This window comes from Murinocardiopsis flavida, from assembly GCF_003014485.1.
Lineage (GTDB): Bacteria > Actinomycetota > Actinomycetes > Streptosporangiales > Streptosporangiaceae > Murinocardiopsis > Murinocardiopsis flavida.
In genome coordinates this window covers 30,630-45,117 of the sequence record NZ_PYGA01000012.1, presented here as the reverse complement: position 1 = coordinate 45,117, position 14,488 = coordinate 30,630, and the positions used below count along the sequence as shown (strand labels likewise).

General features: G+C 74.5%; 17 protein-coding genes. All 17 read left to right on the top strand.

What is annotated here, in order from left to right; genetic code table 11:
• The first annotated feature begins 31 nt into the window (after positions 1–31).
• The 17 genes from CLV63_RS17145 (at position 32) to CLV63_RS17070 (ending at position 14,350) form a co-directional block, all read left to right on the top strand.
• Complete coding sequence (locus CLV63_RS17145) at positions 32–223, top strand: hypothetical protein (RefSeq protein ID WP_106584141.1); 192 nt, start codon at positions 32–34, stop codon at positions 221–223.
• Between the two features lie 583 nt (positions 224–806).
• Complete coding sequence (locus CLV63_RS33225; protein WP_146165586.1) at positions 807–1,322, top strand: hypothetical protein; 516 nt, start codon at positions 807–809, stop codon at positions 1,320–1,322.
• Positions 1,323–1,621: 299 nt separating this feature from the next.
• A complete protein-coding gene (locus tag CLV63_RS17140; RefSeq protein ID WP_245928876.1) occupies positions 1,622–2,197 on the top strand; it encodes a hypothetical protein in 576 nt (191 codons plus the stop codon).
• A gap of 133 nt (positions 2,198–2,330) precedes the next feature.
• Positions 2,331–2,996 carry an SAF domain-containing protein gene (locus CLV63_RS17135; RefSeq protein WP_170134244.1) on the top strand — a complete coding sequence of 222 codons (666 nt, stop codon included), beginning with the start codon at positions 2,331–2,333 and terminating at the stop codon, positions 2,994–2,996.
• Positions 2,996–3,760 (top strand): hypothetical protein, encoded by a 765-nt coding sequence (locus tag CLV63_RS17130; protein ID WP_106584137.1) that lies wholly within the window; start codon positions 2,996–2,998, stop codon positions 3,758–3,760. The genes CLV63_RS17135 and CLV63_RS17130 overlap by 1 nt, the downstream gene beginning before the upstream one ends.
• A complete protein-coding gene (locus CLV63_RS17125) occupies positions 3,757–5,106 on the top strand; it encodes a CpaF family protein (protein ID WP_106584135.1) in 1,350 nt (449 codons plus the stop codon). The genes CLV63_RS17130 and CLV63_RS17125 overlap by 4 nt, the downstream gene beginning before the upstream one ends.
• Positions 5,103–5,984, top strand: a complete 882-nt coding sequence (locus tag CLV63_RS17120; protein WP_106584133.1) for a type II secretion system F family protein — start codon at positions 5,103–5,105, stop codon at positions 5,982–5,984. Before CLV63_RS17125 ends, CLV63_RS17120 begins: the two co-directional genes overlap by 4 nt.
• On the top strand, positions 5,981–6,868 hold the full coding sequence (locus tag CLV63_RS17115; protein ID WP_106584131.1) for a type II secretion system F family protein: 888 nt from the start codon (positions 5,981–5,983) through the stop codon (positions 6,866–6,868). The genes CLV63_RS17120 and CLV63_RS17115 overlap by 4 nt, the downstream gene beginning before the upstream one ends.
• A 33-nt stretch (positions 6,869–6,901) precedes the next feature.
• Positions 6,902–7,105, top strand: coding sequence for a hypothetical protein (locus tag CLV63_RS17110; RefSeq protein WP_106584129.1), 204 nt, complete (start codon positions 6,902–6,904; stop codon positions 7,103–7,105).
• Positions 7,102–7,515 carry a hypothetical protein gene (locus CLV63_RS17105; RefSeq protein ID WP_106584127.1) on the top strand — a complete coding sequence of 138 codons (414 nt, stop codon included), beginning with the start codon at positions 7,102–7,104 and terminating at the stop codon, positions 7,513–7,515. Before CLV63_RS17110 ends, CLV63_RS17105 begins: the two co-directional genes overlap by 4 nt.
• Positions 7,512–7,919 (top strand): TadE/TadG family type IV pilus assembly protein, encoded by a 408-nt coding sequence (locus CLV63_RS17100; RefSeq protein WP_106584126.1) that lies wholly within the window; start codon positions 7,512–7,514, stop codon positions 7,917–7,919. The genes CLV63_RS17105 and CLV63_RS17100 overlap by 4 nt, the downstream gene beginning before the upstream one ends.
• Positions 7,916–8,314, top strand: a complete 399-nt coding sequence (locus tag CLV63_RS17095) for a pilus assembly protein TadG-related protein (RefSeq protein WP_106584124.1) — start codon at positions 7,916–7,918, stop codon at positions 8,312–8,314. Before CLV63_RS17100 ends, CLV63_RS17095 begins: the two co-directional genes overlap by 4 nt.
• Positions 8,315–8,443: 129 nt before the next feature.
• Complete coding sequence (locus tag CLV63_RS17090; protein WP_106584123.1) at positions 8,444–11,146, top strand: OmpA family protein; 2,703 nt, start codon at positions 8,444–8,446, stop codon at positions 11,144–11,146.
• Between the two features lie 1,226 nt (positions 11,147–12,372).
• Complete coding sequence (locus CLV63_RS17085) at positions 12,373–12,930, top strand: hypothetical protein (protein WP_106584121.1); 558 nt, start codon at positions 12,373–12,375, stop codon at positions 12,928–12,930.
• Between the two features lie 52 nt (positions 12,931–12,982).
• Positions 12,983–13,474, top strand: a complete 492-nt coding sequence (locus tag CLV63_RS17080) for a hypothetical protein (protein ID WP_106584119.1) — start codon at positions 12,983–12,985, stop codon at positions 13,472–13,474.
• Positions 13,475–13,606: 132 nt separating this feature from the next.
• Positions 13,607–13,966 carry a hypothetical protein gene (locus tag CLV63_RS17075; RefSeq protein WP_106584117.1) on the top strand — a complete coding sequence of 120 codons (360 nt, stop codon included), beginning with the start codon at positions 13,607–13,609 and terminating at the stop codon, positions 13,964–13,966.
• A 132-nt stretch (positions 13,967–14,098) separates the two neighbouring features.
• The gene (locus CLV63_RS17070) at positions 14,099–14,350 is read left to right on the top strand and encodes a hypothetical protein (protein ID WP_106584115.1); all 252 of its coding nucleotides are present in this window, start codon (positions 14,099–14,101) and stop codon (positions 14,348–14,350) included.
• Positions 14,351–14,488: the final 138 nt, after the last annotated feature.

The window sequence follows — 14,488 nt, the reverse complement described above, 5'->3', positions numbered from 1 at the left end:
CGGACCCGACATCCCCGGGATCGGTCCCGCGGTGGTGGCGGAAGCCCGGCGCCGCGACCTGCTGCTGCGGTCGACCGCAGACGAAACCGGACTAGGACTGACACCGGTACTGACCTGCGAACACGCCGACCTGGACGCCATCGCCGATCGGGTGTGCGCAGCGGTCGAGGCGTGCATCGAGGCCCCGCCGCCCCGGGTCCGCCTCGGCCCGGGCCGCCGGTGACCGGTATGCAGGCGCGGATCCATCCTGAAGTGTCACGTGTCACGTGTCACGTGTCACGTGTCGGCCGGCGGCCCCGCGGGCAGGTCCGGTGCGCGCTCATCTGGGTTCTCGGACCGCGCGCACCGCCCCTACGCGGACTCTTCCATCCCAGGAAGGACCGACGGTGCAGCCCCTGATCACCTCCGACGCTCCTACCCTGGGCCGCTACCGGGGTCTGGGAGTTGGGGTCCGGCGAAATGGAAAGGTCGACCTTGCTCATCCCGCTACCGCCTGGTCGCTCTCACGACCGTGCGCCGCGAAGCACTCCCGTGATCGGGCGCGCAATTGGGGCCAGGGCTGCGGTTGGACATGGCGCTGTGCGAAGGTGCGCACTCATTCGTTCTATGTCGTCAAATGCCGAATAAGAACATCTTTGTCCGCTTGTGTGCGGTTGTCCGGTAGACACGCTGACTGCCATTTTCAATGGCCGTTTCAGGTCAGACCGTCGCATGAATAACCGCTTGGCGCGAGGTGTCGGTGGTGTTACGGTCAGTACCCTGACGCACGTTGCAGTTGATGCTGAACATGCCGATTGAGGAACGCGATGACATCCCCCACTGTCCGCGTGAGTGCCGCCGGATTCCTCTTGGCGGCAGCCGTGGCCTGCACCTCCAACGCCGAGCCCGATCCTCCCGCAACCTCGCCCCCGGTCTCGACGGCGCAGCCGAGTCCGAGCCCGTCGGCGGGGAATGGAGCCATCGCCGCCTATGAGGGCATGTGGGACGCCGTTGTCGACGCGTCCCGCGACGCGAGTTCGGACCACCCCGAGTTGGATAAATATGCCACCGGTGATGCGGCCGCGCTGATGCGCCAGGGAATGGAATCGGTTGAATCCTCCCACGTTGGAAAGCCTTCGCACGATCTCACTGTGAAATCCGCGAAGCCGAATGCCAACCCGTCACGTGTCGAATTGCGCGATTGCCAGGACGGATCGGAATGGCGTCCGAAGGGGGATCCGCCGTCTGACCAGAAGGACATCCGCGTCGACGCGACCGTTGTCAAGGATGCGCTGAGTTGGAAGGTCTCCGCACTCCGGATCTGGGGGCCGGGAACATGCTGAGAAGCGCGATCGCGATGAGCACGCTGGTATTCGCGGGGACACTTTTCGCGCCTGCGGTGGCAACCGCGGACCCACCCCATCAGTTCTACGGCAGTACGCAGTGCGATGCCGGAGGCGGACCCGGATGCGACGTGTCCGCCGAGTCCGGGGGGCGGCAGCCCGCACCCAGGAGCGAGGAGCCGGAGAACGGAGGGCGCGGGGGGTCAGGGGCATCGTCGGGCGCACCTCGCTCGACCGAATCCGCTCCCTCGTGCTCGTCGGGGTCGCGGCGGATCCGCGTCCAGAACTCCCAGGGTGAGATGGAAACACGCGAGGCCACCGATGATGTGGACTGCTCCGCTTCTGCCGCGGGTGCGGCGGAAGGCGGCGGGGGCGGCGAGGAGGTCTCCCCGGAGGTGTTGGCCGAGCAGGCGCGGGCCTCGATGCGGCTGCCGGAGCCGGTCATGGCCGGCTCCCCCCGCCTGGGCGCCGAGCAGCTCGTCCACGTCCCCGTATGGCTGTGGGTCGAGCGCGCGGCCTGGAAGCCGGTCTCGGCCCGCGCAGAGGTCACCGGAGGCTCGGTGTCGGTGAGGGCGACTCCGCAGACGGCGCGGTGGTCGCTGGGCGACGGCCGCACCGTCGCCTGTAAGGGCCCGGGCACCCGGTACGTGCCCGGGCGGCACGACCCGGCCTCCGAATCGCCGACCTGCGGTGCGACCTTCACCCGCTCCTCCGCGGGAGAGCCCGGCGGGTCGTTCGACGTCGGGGTCGCGATCACCTGGGACGTGGAATGGGAGACCTCAGAAGGCCGGGGCGGTGCCCTGGAGCCGCTGGTGACCTCCGCGGAGACCGGGGTCGTGGTGTCGGAGTCGGCGGGGGTGGTCACCCGCAGCTGACTTCTCGGCTGGGGGGCCGATCTGATCGAAACCTGCTGGGGGCGCGTCGTGAGGGAGTTGACGAACCGTGGCCTCGACCACACGCAATACCATCCGAACCGACCGGAAAACCCAAGAACAAGAAAAAGAGCGGGTGCGGCTGGCAGCGCCGTCACGCCGGCGCTGGCGGTGGCTGGCCGCCGGGGCGCTGCTCATCGCCTGCGGCGGGGCCGCAGGGGCGTGGGCGTCGCTGCACGGCGAGCAGCGGGTGCCGGTCGCGACCGCGGTGAGCGATCTGCCCGCCGGCCACGTCCTGACCGCCGAGGATGTGCGGGTGGTGCCGATGGCCGGGGCCGAGTCCCTGGACCTGGTGGATGCCCGCGACGGCGCGGTCGGCAAGCCCCTGGCGGTGCCGCTGCGCGCGAACACCCCGATCGCCGAGGCCGCGCTCGGCGGCGCGGCGTTCCCCGGCGAGGGGGAGGCGGTCGTGGCCGCCGAGGTCGCCCCCGGGGTCCTGCCGGGCGCCGCGGTGGAAGGGGCCAGCGTCGCCGCGATCATCACCGACACCCCGACCGAGGCCGCCTCCCCGTCCGCGCCCCCCGACGAGGAGGGCGCCGAGGGGGAGCAGGGCACCGCGCCGCCGCCGGGCCGCTCCATTGAGGCGCGGGTGCACGCGATCGACGCAGCCGAGGCCGGGCAGGGCCGGGCCCCGGTGGTGGTGGAGGTCGTCGTCGCGGCCGAGGATGCCGAGGCGCTTGCCCGCGCGGCTGGCGCCGAGCAGTTGCGCTTCGCGGTGGTCCCCTCAGGCGGGGGGCGCTGATGCTGATCGCACTGTGTTCCCTGTCCGGCGCCCCGGGCGTGAGCACCCTGGCGCTGGCCCTGGCCGCGACCTGGCCCGGGACCCAGTCCCCGGTGCTGGTGGAGGCGGACGCCTCCGGGGGCGACATCGGCGTGTGGCACCGGGTCCCCGGCGAGCCGGGTCTGGTCGGGCTGGCGGCCGGGGCCCGCTCCGCGGAGCCGGGCACCGCCTCCGCCGGCCTGGCGGACGGGCATGCCCAGGATCTTCCCGGCGGGGTGCGGGTGGTGTGCGCGCCGGCGGCGCCGCACCTGTGCGAACCGTCAGTGCGCCTGCTGGCCGCGCGCTCGGAGGCGCTGCGCGCCGGGGCGGGGGTGGTGGTGCTGGATGTGGGCCGGATGGTGCCCGGCTCGGCCGGGGCCGCGCTGGCCGCGCGCACCGATGCGGTCCTGGTGTGCACCACGGCCGAGCCCGCGCAGCTGCGCCGGGTGGCCGCCTGTGCCGAGGTGCTGGCCGCGCTGCCCGGGCGCGGGGCCCGCGTCGGGCTCGCCGTGATCGGCAGCGGGTTCGCCGATGCCGAGATCGCCGAGCAAACCGGGCTGGAGGTCTGGGCGCGCATCCCCCACGACCGGCGCGGGGCCGACTTCGTGGCCGGCCGCGCCGGCGGGGCCGGGATCGCGCGGCGCCCTCTGCTGCGCACCGCGCGGCGCCTGGCCGGGCGGATCACCCGCGAGTACGAGGAGCACCAGGCCGCGCTGCGCGCCCTGGTCGCCGAGGAGGCGCAATGACGACACCGAACCGCTCGCGCGAACCGGCCCCCGCAGCGCCCGCCGCGACGGTGGAGCGGGTCGCGGCCGAGGCCACGAACCGGCTGGTCGCCGCGGCCCGCGACGACGAGGCCGCCGGGCGCCCGGTCGTGGTCGGGGCCCAGTACCGCGAGCGCGCCCGCACGGTGATCGCCGACGTCCTGGACGCCATGGCCGGCCACGCCCTGTCGAACGCCCGCCCGGTGATGGCGCCGGAGGTGGAGGAGCAGGTGCGCCGCCTGGTCCTGGCCCGGGTGTGCGGCCTGGGCCCGCTGGAGGAGCTGCTGGCCGATCCGGAGGTGGAGAACATCGCCATCACCGGCGCCGAGCGGGTGATGGTGCGCTACCGCGGCGGGCACCGCGCCGCCGCTGACCCGGTCGCCTCCAGCGATGCTGAGCTCATCGCCCTGGTGCGGCGCCTGGCCGCCGAGGCGGCCTCCGGCGAGCGGCGCTGGGACGCCTCGGCCCCGATGCTCAACCTGGAGCTGCCCGGCGGCCAGCGCCTGGCCGCGGTCATGGCGCTTTCGCGCCGGCCCTCGGTGGTGATCCGCTGCCACCCCGCCCACCATCTGCGGCTGCGCGACCTGCACCGGGCGGGCATGGTCGAGGACACCGCCCGCGACCTGCTCACCGCCGCCACCCGGGCCCGGCTGAACCTGCTGATCTCCGGGGCCACCGCCGCGGGCAAGACGACCCTGCTGCGCGCCCTGGCCGCCCACATCCCCGCAGGGGAGAGGCTGGTCACCATCGAGGACACCTTCGAACTCGGCCTCGACACCGCCGATGAGGGGGCGGCCCACCCCGACTGCGTCGCGCTGCAGGGCCGTCCGCCCAACCTGGAAGGCATCGGCGAGGTCACCCTGGCGGACCTGGTGCGCCAGGCGCTGCGGCTCAGCCCCGACCGGGTGATCGTGGGCGAGACCCGCGGGCCTGAGACGGTCGCGGTGCTGACCGCCATGAGCATGGGCACCGACGGGTCCATGGCCACCCTGCACGCCAGCAGTTCGGCGGGGGTGTTCACCAAGCTCGCCGCCTACACCGCCCAAGCCCAGGAACGCCTCTCCCTGGAGGCCACGAACCTGCTCATCGCCGCCGCGGCCCCGCTCATCGTGCACATCGACGCCACCCCGGACGGGGCGCGGCGGGTGAGCAGCGTGCGCGAGGTCGTGGGCGCCGAAGGCCACCAGATCGTCTCCAACGAGATCTACCGGCGCGATGCCGAGACCGGGCAGGTGACGGGCGGGGATCCGCCCGCCCCGGCCACGGCCCGCGCCCTGGCCGGGGCCGGGTTCGACACCGCCCGCCTGGTGGGGGAGTGGATCGCATGAGTGCCGCTCTGGTTGCGGCGACGGCGGCCTGCGGGGCGCTGCTGGCCGCCGGGGCCGCCGCCCTGGCCTACGCGGGCGCCACCCACCCCGCCGCCGCCCGCACCGCCCGCGCCCTGGCCGTGCGTGCCGCCGGGTTGCGGCGCCGCGAGGCCGCCCTGCACGCCGGCGCGGCCCTGGCCGCCGGGGCCGCGACCGGTGCGGCCACCGGGTGGCCCGTGGCCGCGGTCCTGGCCGCGGCCGGGCTGTGGTGGCTGCCCCGGCTGCTGGGCCCCGACACCGCCACCACGGCGGCCGTGGCGCGCATCGAGGCGGTCGCCGCGTGGGCCGAGCAGCTGCGCGACATGATCGCCGGCGCCTCCGGCCTGCAGCACGCCATCGCCACCACCGCCCCCATCGCCCCGGAGCCGATCCGCGGCGCGGTCCAGTCCCTGCACCGCGCCCTGGCTGCGGGAACCGGCGCCGAACAGGCGTTCACCGCCTTCGCCCACCGCGTCGCGGTGCCCACCGGCGACCTCGTCGCGATCGCCCTGTCGAGTGCGGCCTCGGGCCACGCCGCCGATGTGGGGGCGTCGCTGTCGCGGATGGCCGAGGCCGCCCGCGAGCGCGCCACGACCCTGGGCCGCGTCGCCGCCTCCCGCGCCCGGTTGCGCTCCTCGGTGCGCATCATCGTGGCCACCAGCGCCGTGATGGCGGCCGGCCTGGTGCTGACCAACCGGGAGTTCCTCACCCCCTACGACACCCTGGCCGGGCAGTTCGTGCTCGCCGTGGTGGGGGCGATGTGGGCCGCGGCCCTGGGGTGGCTGGCGCACATGGCCCGCCCCGACCTCGGGCGGCGCCTCCTCGATGCCGGGCACCCGGTGGGGGAGGCGGCCCGATGAGCCCTGCACTCACGGCCGGTGCCGGGGCGCTGATCGCCGCCGGCCTGTTCGCACTCGCGTGGGCGGCGCGCCGCCCGAGCCTGGCCGACCTGCTCGCCGAACCCCGTCCCCGGCCCGGCACGGGCGTGGGCGGGCCGGTGGTGGCCGGGTGGGCGCGCTATGGCACCTGGGGGGCTCCGGTGCTGTCCGCGCTCGGGCTGCCCACCGCCCGGGTGCGCCGCGCCCTGGCCGCGGCCGAACGCGACACCGGCGCCTACCTCGCCGAGAAGACCCTGGCGGGCGTTGCCGGGGCCGGTGTCGTGCTGGTGCTGGGCGGCACCGTCGCCGCCACGGCCGCCCCGCTGCACCCGCTGGTGGGGGCCGGGGCGGCGGCGGTGTGCGCGCTGGCGTGCTGGCTGGCGCCCGACCTGTCGGCGGCCTCGGCCGCGGCCGAGCGCCGTGCCGAGATGGACGCGGCCACCAGTGTGCTCGCCGACCTTGTCGTCATCGCCCTGGCCGGCGGCGCCGGCATCACCGGCGCGCTCTCCCGCGCGGCCGCCCAGGGCCACGGGGCCGCGTTCTCCCGGCTGCGCCTGGCCGTGCACACCGCCGCGCTGTCGCGCACCCCGGCCTGGGAGGCGCTGGCCGACCTGGCGGAGCGCACCTCCTCGGTGGCCTTGGGCGAACTCGCGGCCTCCATCCAGCTCGCGGGCACCGACGGGGCGCGCATCCGCGCCTCCCTGGCCGCCAAGGCGTCCTCGCTGCGGGCGCGGGAGTCGGCCGAGGCCGAGGCCCGCGGCCAGGCCGCCACCGAGCGGATGACCATGCCCGTCATGGTGCTGGTCGTGGGCTTCCTGGTGCTCATCGGCTTTCCCGCCCTCGTCCATATCACCAGCGGCTTCTGACCTGAACCCTCACCCCCATGGGAGGACCCCCGCATGCTCCACATGTTCCGCCTCGGCGCCGCCCTGGCCCGCGCCCTGCACCGCCGCACCCGCGCCCGCGGTGACGCCGGCGAGCAGACCACCGGCTTCATTCTCATCGTCGCGCTGGCCGTTTCCATCGCTCTGACCGTGGGCGCGATCCTCACCAGCACGCTCACCGACGCCGCCGAGTCCATCGATCTGGGCATCGAACCGTGACGCCCCTCAGAACAGTCCTGCGCCGGTGGGGGAGGAGGGGCGATGCCGGCAGCGCCGAGATCATCCTGACCCTGCCGCTGTGCCTGCTCCTGCTGCTGCTGGTGGTCCAGGTCGCGGTGTGGGCCCACGCCCAGCACCGCACCCAGGCGATCGCCACCCACACCCTGTCCGCGCTGCGCGCCGCCGATGCCACCCCCGCCACCGGCCGCGCCCGCGCCGAGGAGTTGAGGGGCGACCTCGGCGGGGACCTGCTGCGCGGAGTGGAGATCGAGGTGGAGCGCGGCCCGGACACCGCCCGCGTCAGCGTGGGAGCGCGCATCATCGGGCCGCTGCCCGGGTGGAAGCCCCGCACCCGCGCCGAGATGCACGCCCCCGTCGAAGCACCGCCCGGCCCGGAGGGCGCCCGGTGAGGGGCGAGCGCGGCGCGGCCGCGGTCGAACTCCTGCTCATCGCCCCCGTCGTGATCGCCGCCGCCCTGTTGATGGTGCTGGCCGGGCGCCAGGTCTCGGCGCAGATGGCGGTGGATGCCAGCGCCCACGCCGCCGCGCGCACCGCCTCCCTGCACACCGACCCGGCCGCCGCCCGCACCGCGGCCGAGCGCAGCGCCGCGGCCACCCTGGGCCCCATCGGGCGGGTGTGCGCCTCCCACAGCCTCACCCTGGAGTTGGACGGGCTGCGCCCGGGCGGCACCGTCACCGCGCGCCTGGACTGCCGCACCGATCTGGGCGGCCTGGGCCCGCTGTCGGATCCGGCGGGGCGCACGATCACCGGCCGCGCGGCCGTGGGCCTGGACACCTACCGGGGCACCCCGTGACGCCCCGCCACTCCCGGGGGGACCGGGGCCACGCCTCGGCGTTCGTCATCTGCACGATGGGCGCGGTCATCGCCTGCCTCGGCCTGGTCTACGACGCCGGCGGGATGCTCATCCAGCGCGGCCAGGCCAGCGCGATCGCTGATGAGGCCGCCCGGACCGGCGCCCAGCAGCTCGACCTGGCCGCGCTGCGCGCCACCGGCCAGCGCCGCCTGGACCCACAGGATGCTGAACGCGCCGCCCGCACCCACCTGGCCGAGGCCGGCGCCCGGGGCGCCATCGCCGTCGACGGCGCCTCGGTCACCGTCACCGCCCGCCTGGACTACACCTCCCGGTTCCTTCCGATCGGTGCGCGCACCGCCGAGGCCTCCTCCACCGCCGCCGCCCGCGCCCCCTGACCCCCGGGCGGCGGTTTGCCCGCGCGTGCGGAGTCGAGGTACCACCGCGCGGGGCCGCTGCCCCACCGCGATCACCGCGGTGACACACGGCTGACCAACGGCGAACACCCGGCGGAGGGAGCAGGGGCAATGGGCGCGAAGCTGCGGTTCGTCACGGTCGCGGCCGCCACCGCCGCACTGGTGGCCATCCCGCCGCCGGCGCTGGCCCGCCTGGGCTGGCCCGCCCCCGCGCTGGAGGCCGATTACGTGCTGCTGAGTCTGCGCAGCCTGGTGGTGCCGCAGCCGCTGCTGGCCGCGGTGCTGATCGGCGCCGCCTGGGCGGCCTGGGGCGTGTTCACCGTGCTGGCTGCGGCCGATGTGTGGGCGCTGGCCCGCGGGCGCAGCGCCCGCCTCACCCCGCTGCGCCTGCTCGCCCTGACCTCGATCGGCACGACCCTGGCCAGCCCCGCCTCGGCCGCCGCCGAGACAGCTCCGGCCGCCTCCCACGCCCCCGCCGAGGCCGCACCCCGCACCGCCCCGGATGCCGAGGCGCCCCAGCCCGAGCCCTGGGAAGTGGAGCGGACACGGACCCTGTCCGGCTTCGCCCTGGACTCCGCCGCGCCCACCCCGGCGATGCGCGAGAGCCTGGCCGTGATCACCGACCTGCTCACCGCCCACGGCACCGGGACCGTCACCGTCACCGGCCACACCGACCCCTCCGGGCCCGCCGCCCACAACCAGGAGTTGTCCAAGCGCCGCGCCGAGGGCACCGCCGACCTCCTCACCGAACAACTCCGCGGCACCGGTGTCGAGGTCGAGGCCCAGGGCCGGGGCGCCCGCGACGCCACGGACGGACCGGCCGCCGACCAGCGCCGCGTCGAGATCACCTACACCCTCACCCCGCCCCGCCCGCCCGAGCCGCCCGGCGAGGACGCGCCGCCCGCCCGCGAGGGCACCGACGCACCGGAGACGCCCCCCGGCCCCGATCCCGGCGGTGTCGACGCGGCCCCGGGTGCGGTGCTGGCCGCGACCGCCGCCGCCGGGCTCGGCGCCGGATGGGCCCTGGGCCGCGCCGTCCCGGCCCGACGCCGCACCCCCCGCGGCCCCGCACCGGATGCGAACACCCCCGGCCGCGCCGCCGCCGAGGCGTCCGCACCGCCCCCGCCCGCCACCCCCGCCCCCGAGGACGCCGAGCCCGCGGCGCCCCCCGACACGGCCACCAGTCGCGACGTCGCGGCCCACCCCCCGGTGATCGATGACCAGGGCCGCCTGCTCCTGGCCCGGGCCCACACGGGCGACGTGGTGCGCGCCGCCTCCGCCACCGGTCTGGCCCTGCACGGCGCCCACGCCCCCGCAATGGCCGCGGCCCTGCTCGCCGCCGCCCTGACCGAGGGCCACCACGTGCTCCTCAGCGACGACCTCGCCGCCGACCTCGGCGCCCCGGGCCCGTATCCGGGCCTGCGCACCGCCCCGGACCCCCGCGCACTCGCCCTGCACGCCGAAGCCCGCCTCCTGGCCCAGCGCCGCGCCGCCGCCGAGGACGAGGACGCCCCCGCCGCGGAGCAGGGGCCGTGGCTGCTCGTGCTCAGCACCCCCGCGCCGACACCGGCCCTGGGCGAGCGCCTGGCCGCCCTCGCCCACGCCGGCCCCGCCACCCGCGTCGCCGTAGCCTTCCTCGGCGGCACCCAGGGCCGCACCATCCGCTGCGACCGCCTCGACGAACTCCACATCGAGACCGACGGCGCGCCGCGGCGCCTGTCGGGCCTGCGGGTGCGCGCACTGGAGGCCGACGAACTGGCCGCCGCGCTGCACCGCCGCACCCCGCCCGAGACCGAGACCCAGACCGGGGCCGACGGCGAGGCGGGACCCGCACCCGAACCCCGCACCCCCGACACCGATCCGGACTCCGGCGGCCCTGCGCCGCCCGCACCCCCGGCACCGGACCGGCCGGCCCCGGATGAGAGGAGCGCCCCCGCGCCGGAGCCGGACCCCGCAACGGAACCGGAGCCCGAACCTCGGCAACGGCCCGAACCACACGCGGAGCGCCAACCGCAGGCAGAGCCGACACGCACCGCGGCGCCGGTGCGGCTGCGGCTCTTCGCGCCGCGCCTGGCCATCGAGACCGCCCACGGCGAGATCGACAGCGGCCTGCGCTCCCACGCCCGCCTGCTGCTCATGCTGCTGGCGCTGCGCCGCGGCGGCGTCAGCGCCGAGGAGGTCCTGGAGACCCTGCGCCCCGACGCGGCCGATGCCCGGGCGCGCAACACCCGCAACGCCGCCGTCACCAACGCACGGCGCGTGCTGCGCCGGGCCACCGGGGCACCCGAGGCCGCGGTCATCCTCCACCACAACGGGCGCTACCGGCTGGACGAGCAGATGGTCGACGCCGACGTCTGGATGTTCGACGACGCGGTGCGCACCCGCGGCGAGGACGACCCCGCCCAGCGCCGCTCCCGACTGGAGTCGGCCCTGGCCCTGCACGCCGCCCCGCTGCTGGCCGAGGAGACGGCCCCCTGGATCGAACCCGAGCGCGAGCAGCGCCGCCGCGCCGCCGCCGAGACCGGCGTGGAACTGGCCCGCACCGCCACCGACCCCCGCGAGGCGCTGGCCTGGCTGGAGCGGGCCCGCGCTGCGGACGAGTACAACGAGGCCCTCTACCAGGAGATCATGCGCCTCCAGGCCGCCCAGGGCCGCGCCGACGCGGTCAGCCGCACCCTCGAACTGCTCACCGAGCGCCTGGCGGCCATCGGCGCCGAACCCGGCCAGGCCACCACCCGCCTGCTCACCGAACTGACCGCCCTGCCTCCGGCCCGCAAGGCCGTCCCCCTCAAACCACGTCGAGCGCGCCGCTGAGCGCGCACCCCGCCTCCGCCACGACCGCGCACTCGGGGGGTCCGTTGGGGGGTCCGTTGGGGGGTCCGTTGGGGGGTCCGTTGGGGGGTCCGCCTAGAACGGACCCCCCACCACCCGCGAACACCGCAGGTCAGACCCGCTGACAACGGCCGGCCGCCACCCCCGACTCGCCACGAAAGTGGCAGGTGAAACCGAATGACCGCGCGCGGCCCCGCTCCTCCGGCTCCAGGCCCGGCCCCCGCTCACCTCTCATCCGTTCTCACCGTCCCCTCTCCTCACCCCCTCACCAACTAATCCCCCCCTTCCTATTGAACAATTCAATTCATTGAATTGAATTACCTCAATTGACCATTTTTCGGGCGCGACAAGATCACCCGCGGCGCACGCCGGCCGCCCGCCCATGATCACCCAGGTCGCAGGGAATTGCGCACACGCGCGCGTGACGCGCGGGAAACCCCGTAAAACGCGCCGAAAAAACCCGCTAATTCCCGCTTGACTTCCCGCCGCCCCCCAAGTCACGGTCGTACCGCAACCCCAAAACACGGCACCGGGAAAACCGGCGAAAGAAAAACCGAAAAAGGGGTTGACTCACCGGAAACACCCAAGCGAATCTCGGACCAATCAAAACCGGGAACACGGAAAAGGAACGGAGGTGAGGCGCACATGCGCCGCAATCAGAACCGGCCCCGGTGCCGAGACCCGGGCGAATAACAAACCCGGCCCGGGCGGCAATGAAACACCGCCGGGAAAACGCGCCAACACCGCGCGGACCCCGGCAACCCCGCCGCCCAAGGCGCGCATAGTGCCAGCACAACGGCGCTATGGCACCGCCGCAGCCTCCTCAGGGGACGCCTAACTCCATAACGCGGGACATTCACGGACCCGGCAATCGGCTGGCCGTAGTAGAGAGCCCATATCCCCTCCGGAGTACCCGGCGGTAATGCAGCTGATACTTGATGAACTCAATAGTGTGCGACGGCAGGCATGGAATCGGGTGCGGCGTATGAACGCGCATAAACCCACGAGAGAACCGTTCTCGAACGGCTCTGGCCCGCCGCAATGCGAACCGATTTCCACTTGCCGTCTAATGCGTCTCCATAGTGATACGCGCCGGAACTCAAGAGAACCCTCCGGTGTCAGGCGAACTCTACCTGCGCCGAGGAAGAGACGACGCGTATCGCTACGGAGGCACATTCCAACAAATACCGCAAAGGAAGGTAGGACGAATGAGTAAATCCATCGAGCCCTACGAGACCATCGCGAAGCAGATCGACACCCAAGGCGGGACCGAGCGGGTCCTGGCCGCGGTCAAGGAACGGCCCCGAACCCCGGTGCCGACCCAGGCCGACATCTGCGAGGACCTGTTCGCCCAACTCGCCGACCTCCTCGACGACGTGTCCCTGGGGACCCTCCAGATCACCTGGACGACCGGCAAGTTCACCAAGGACCCCGAGCGCACAATCCGCTCCCGCAAGGCATCCAAGGACAAGAGTCGGCCCCCCATGGGCACGGTCTCCCGCAAACGCCCCGTCACCACCCGCTACACCCTCACCCGCTACGGCGCCGAGCTGCGCGAGTTCCACGGCGCCAACGCCGCGGCCGAGGCGTTCGCCACCGTGCTCGGCCTGCTGGACGCCCTCATCGGGCGCGAGCGCAGCCCCCGCCTGCGGGTCGCCCTCACCCGCATCGAGCAGGAGTACACGACCCGGCTGCGTCGGGTGCAGAGCGTCAAGTGCCCCATGACCGACTTCATGACGCTCGGGCGCACCCTGGCCGACGGCTGAGCCCTGACGCCCCCGTGAGACCGCCGCTCCCCGGACACGGACGGAGACCGCGATGACCCTGGACATGAGGGCCCACGCCGACTACCCGCACGTCCCCGGCACGCTGTACGACTGCCGGGCGTGCGAGGCGCAGTGCCACTGCGGCGACGACGACGGCTTCATCTGCATCGCCTGCGCGGAACACGAAGAGACGCGGGTCTTCCCGGAGGCGACCGCCGAGCGGGCCCTGGCCGCGCTGCTGGAGCACACCGCCGAGGTCTACGCGGCCGCCGCGGCCCGCGCCCCGGCGGCCGTGCGGCCCTGCCGTGCGGTCCTGGACACGCTGCTCACCCGCCTGCGCACCACCCGCCCCGACCTGGCGGGACTGACCCGCGAGGAGGCCGCCATGGTGCGCGGCTCCGCCGAGGACGCCATCGCTCTCGCGACCACCCAGGAGTACGGGTGGGATTCCGCAGCCGCCTACCACGCCGACCCGGGCTGGTTCGACACCCAGCCGGTGCCCACCCGCGCGCGCATCGTGCGCCGGGCGCTGGCCCAGTTCTGACCCGAGACCTGTCCCGGCACCCGAGCACGGGCTCGACCGCTGGCCCGGCACCGCCCGCGCCGTTCTGCGCGGGGCGGTGGCACCGGGTGGACCCATGGCCCGCCCGGCGCCGATTCGAGAGATGGAGGAACCATGCCCACACGTCCCCTCAGTCCTTACTGCGACAACCTGCTTAACACCGAGCTGGGCCCGGATTACACGATCCATGCCGCACCCCCCGAGGACGGGCTGGCTGGTTCGCTCGAGTGCGCGCTTGAGCTCACCGTGGAGGAGATCAGCCGTCTGGAGGCCCAGCTCATCGAGCTGGGTGCGGCGCACGACGACTCCGAGGAGTACCAGCGCGAAATCAGCGCGGCGCTCACGAGCGCGATGCGGCCCGGGATCGAGGCCCCCGAGGTCTTCTGGCGCGTGTTTGACCACCTCAAGTGCGCGCACCAGCACTTCCGGCACCTGCTGTTCCTGGTGCGGATGCTCCGCCTCCGCACCACCTGACCTACCGGCCCGGGTCGGGCAGCACCCGCAGTCCGACCCCGTCAAGCCCTCGAACCGCCCCTGCCCGCACGCTCGCTTCGACCTGCACCCGCAACCGCCGGGCACGAGCCCGGCCAGACACGAAGGACGCACATGAGCCGCGAGACCACTATCCAGGACCTCATCGACATGCTCGCCGAGCTATTGGAGGAGTGCGGATCTCCCGACACGCCCGTCCGCATGGCTGTCCAGCCGCGCCACCCCTTCGCCCACCGCGTCGCAGGCATGGCGATGGATCACGGGGAGGACGGCCACGTCCTCTACCTCGGGCAGGGCGCCCAGATCGACCACCTGCCCGGTACCGCCCGCGCGGCCCTGCGCGACTCCGGCACCACCGGGTGGTAGATGCCTCGCCCGCCGCCCCGCGCAAAGGAGGGCACCCGCACCCCTCCTGAAACCCGCCCACCCGGACCCCGGCATGAGGGCGCCGCCGTGCGGCGGCGCCCGCGCCCAGTGCACCAGCCGACCGTTTGGCGTAACCGA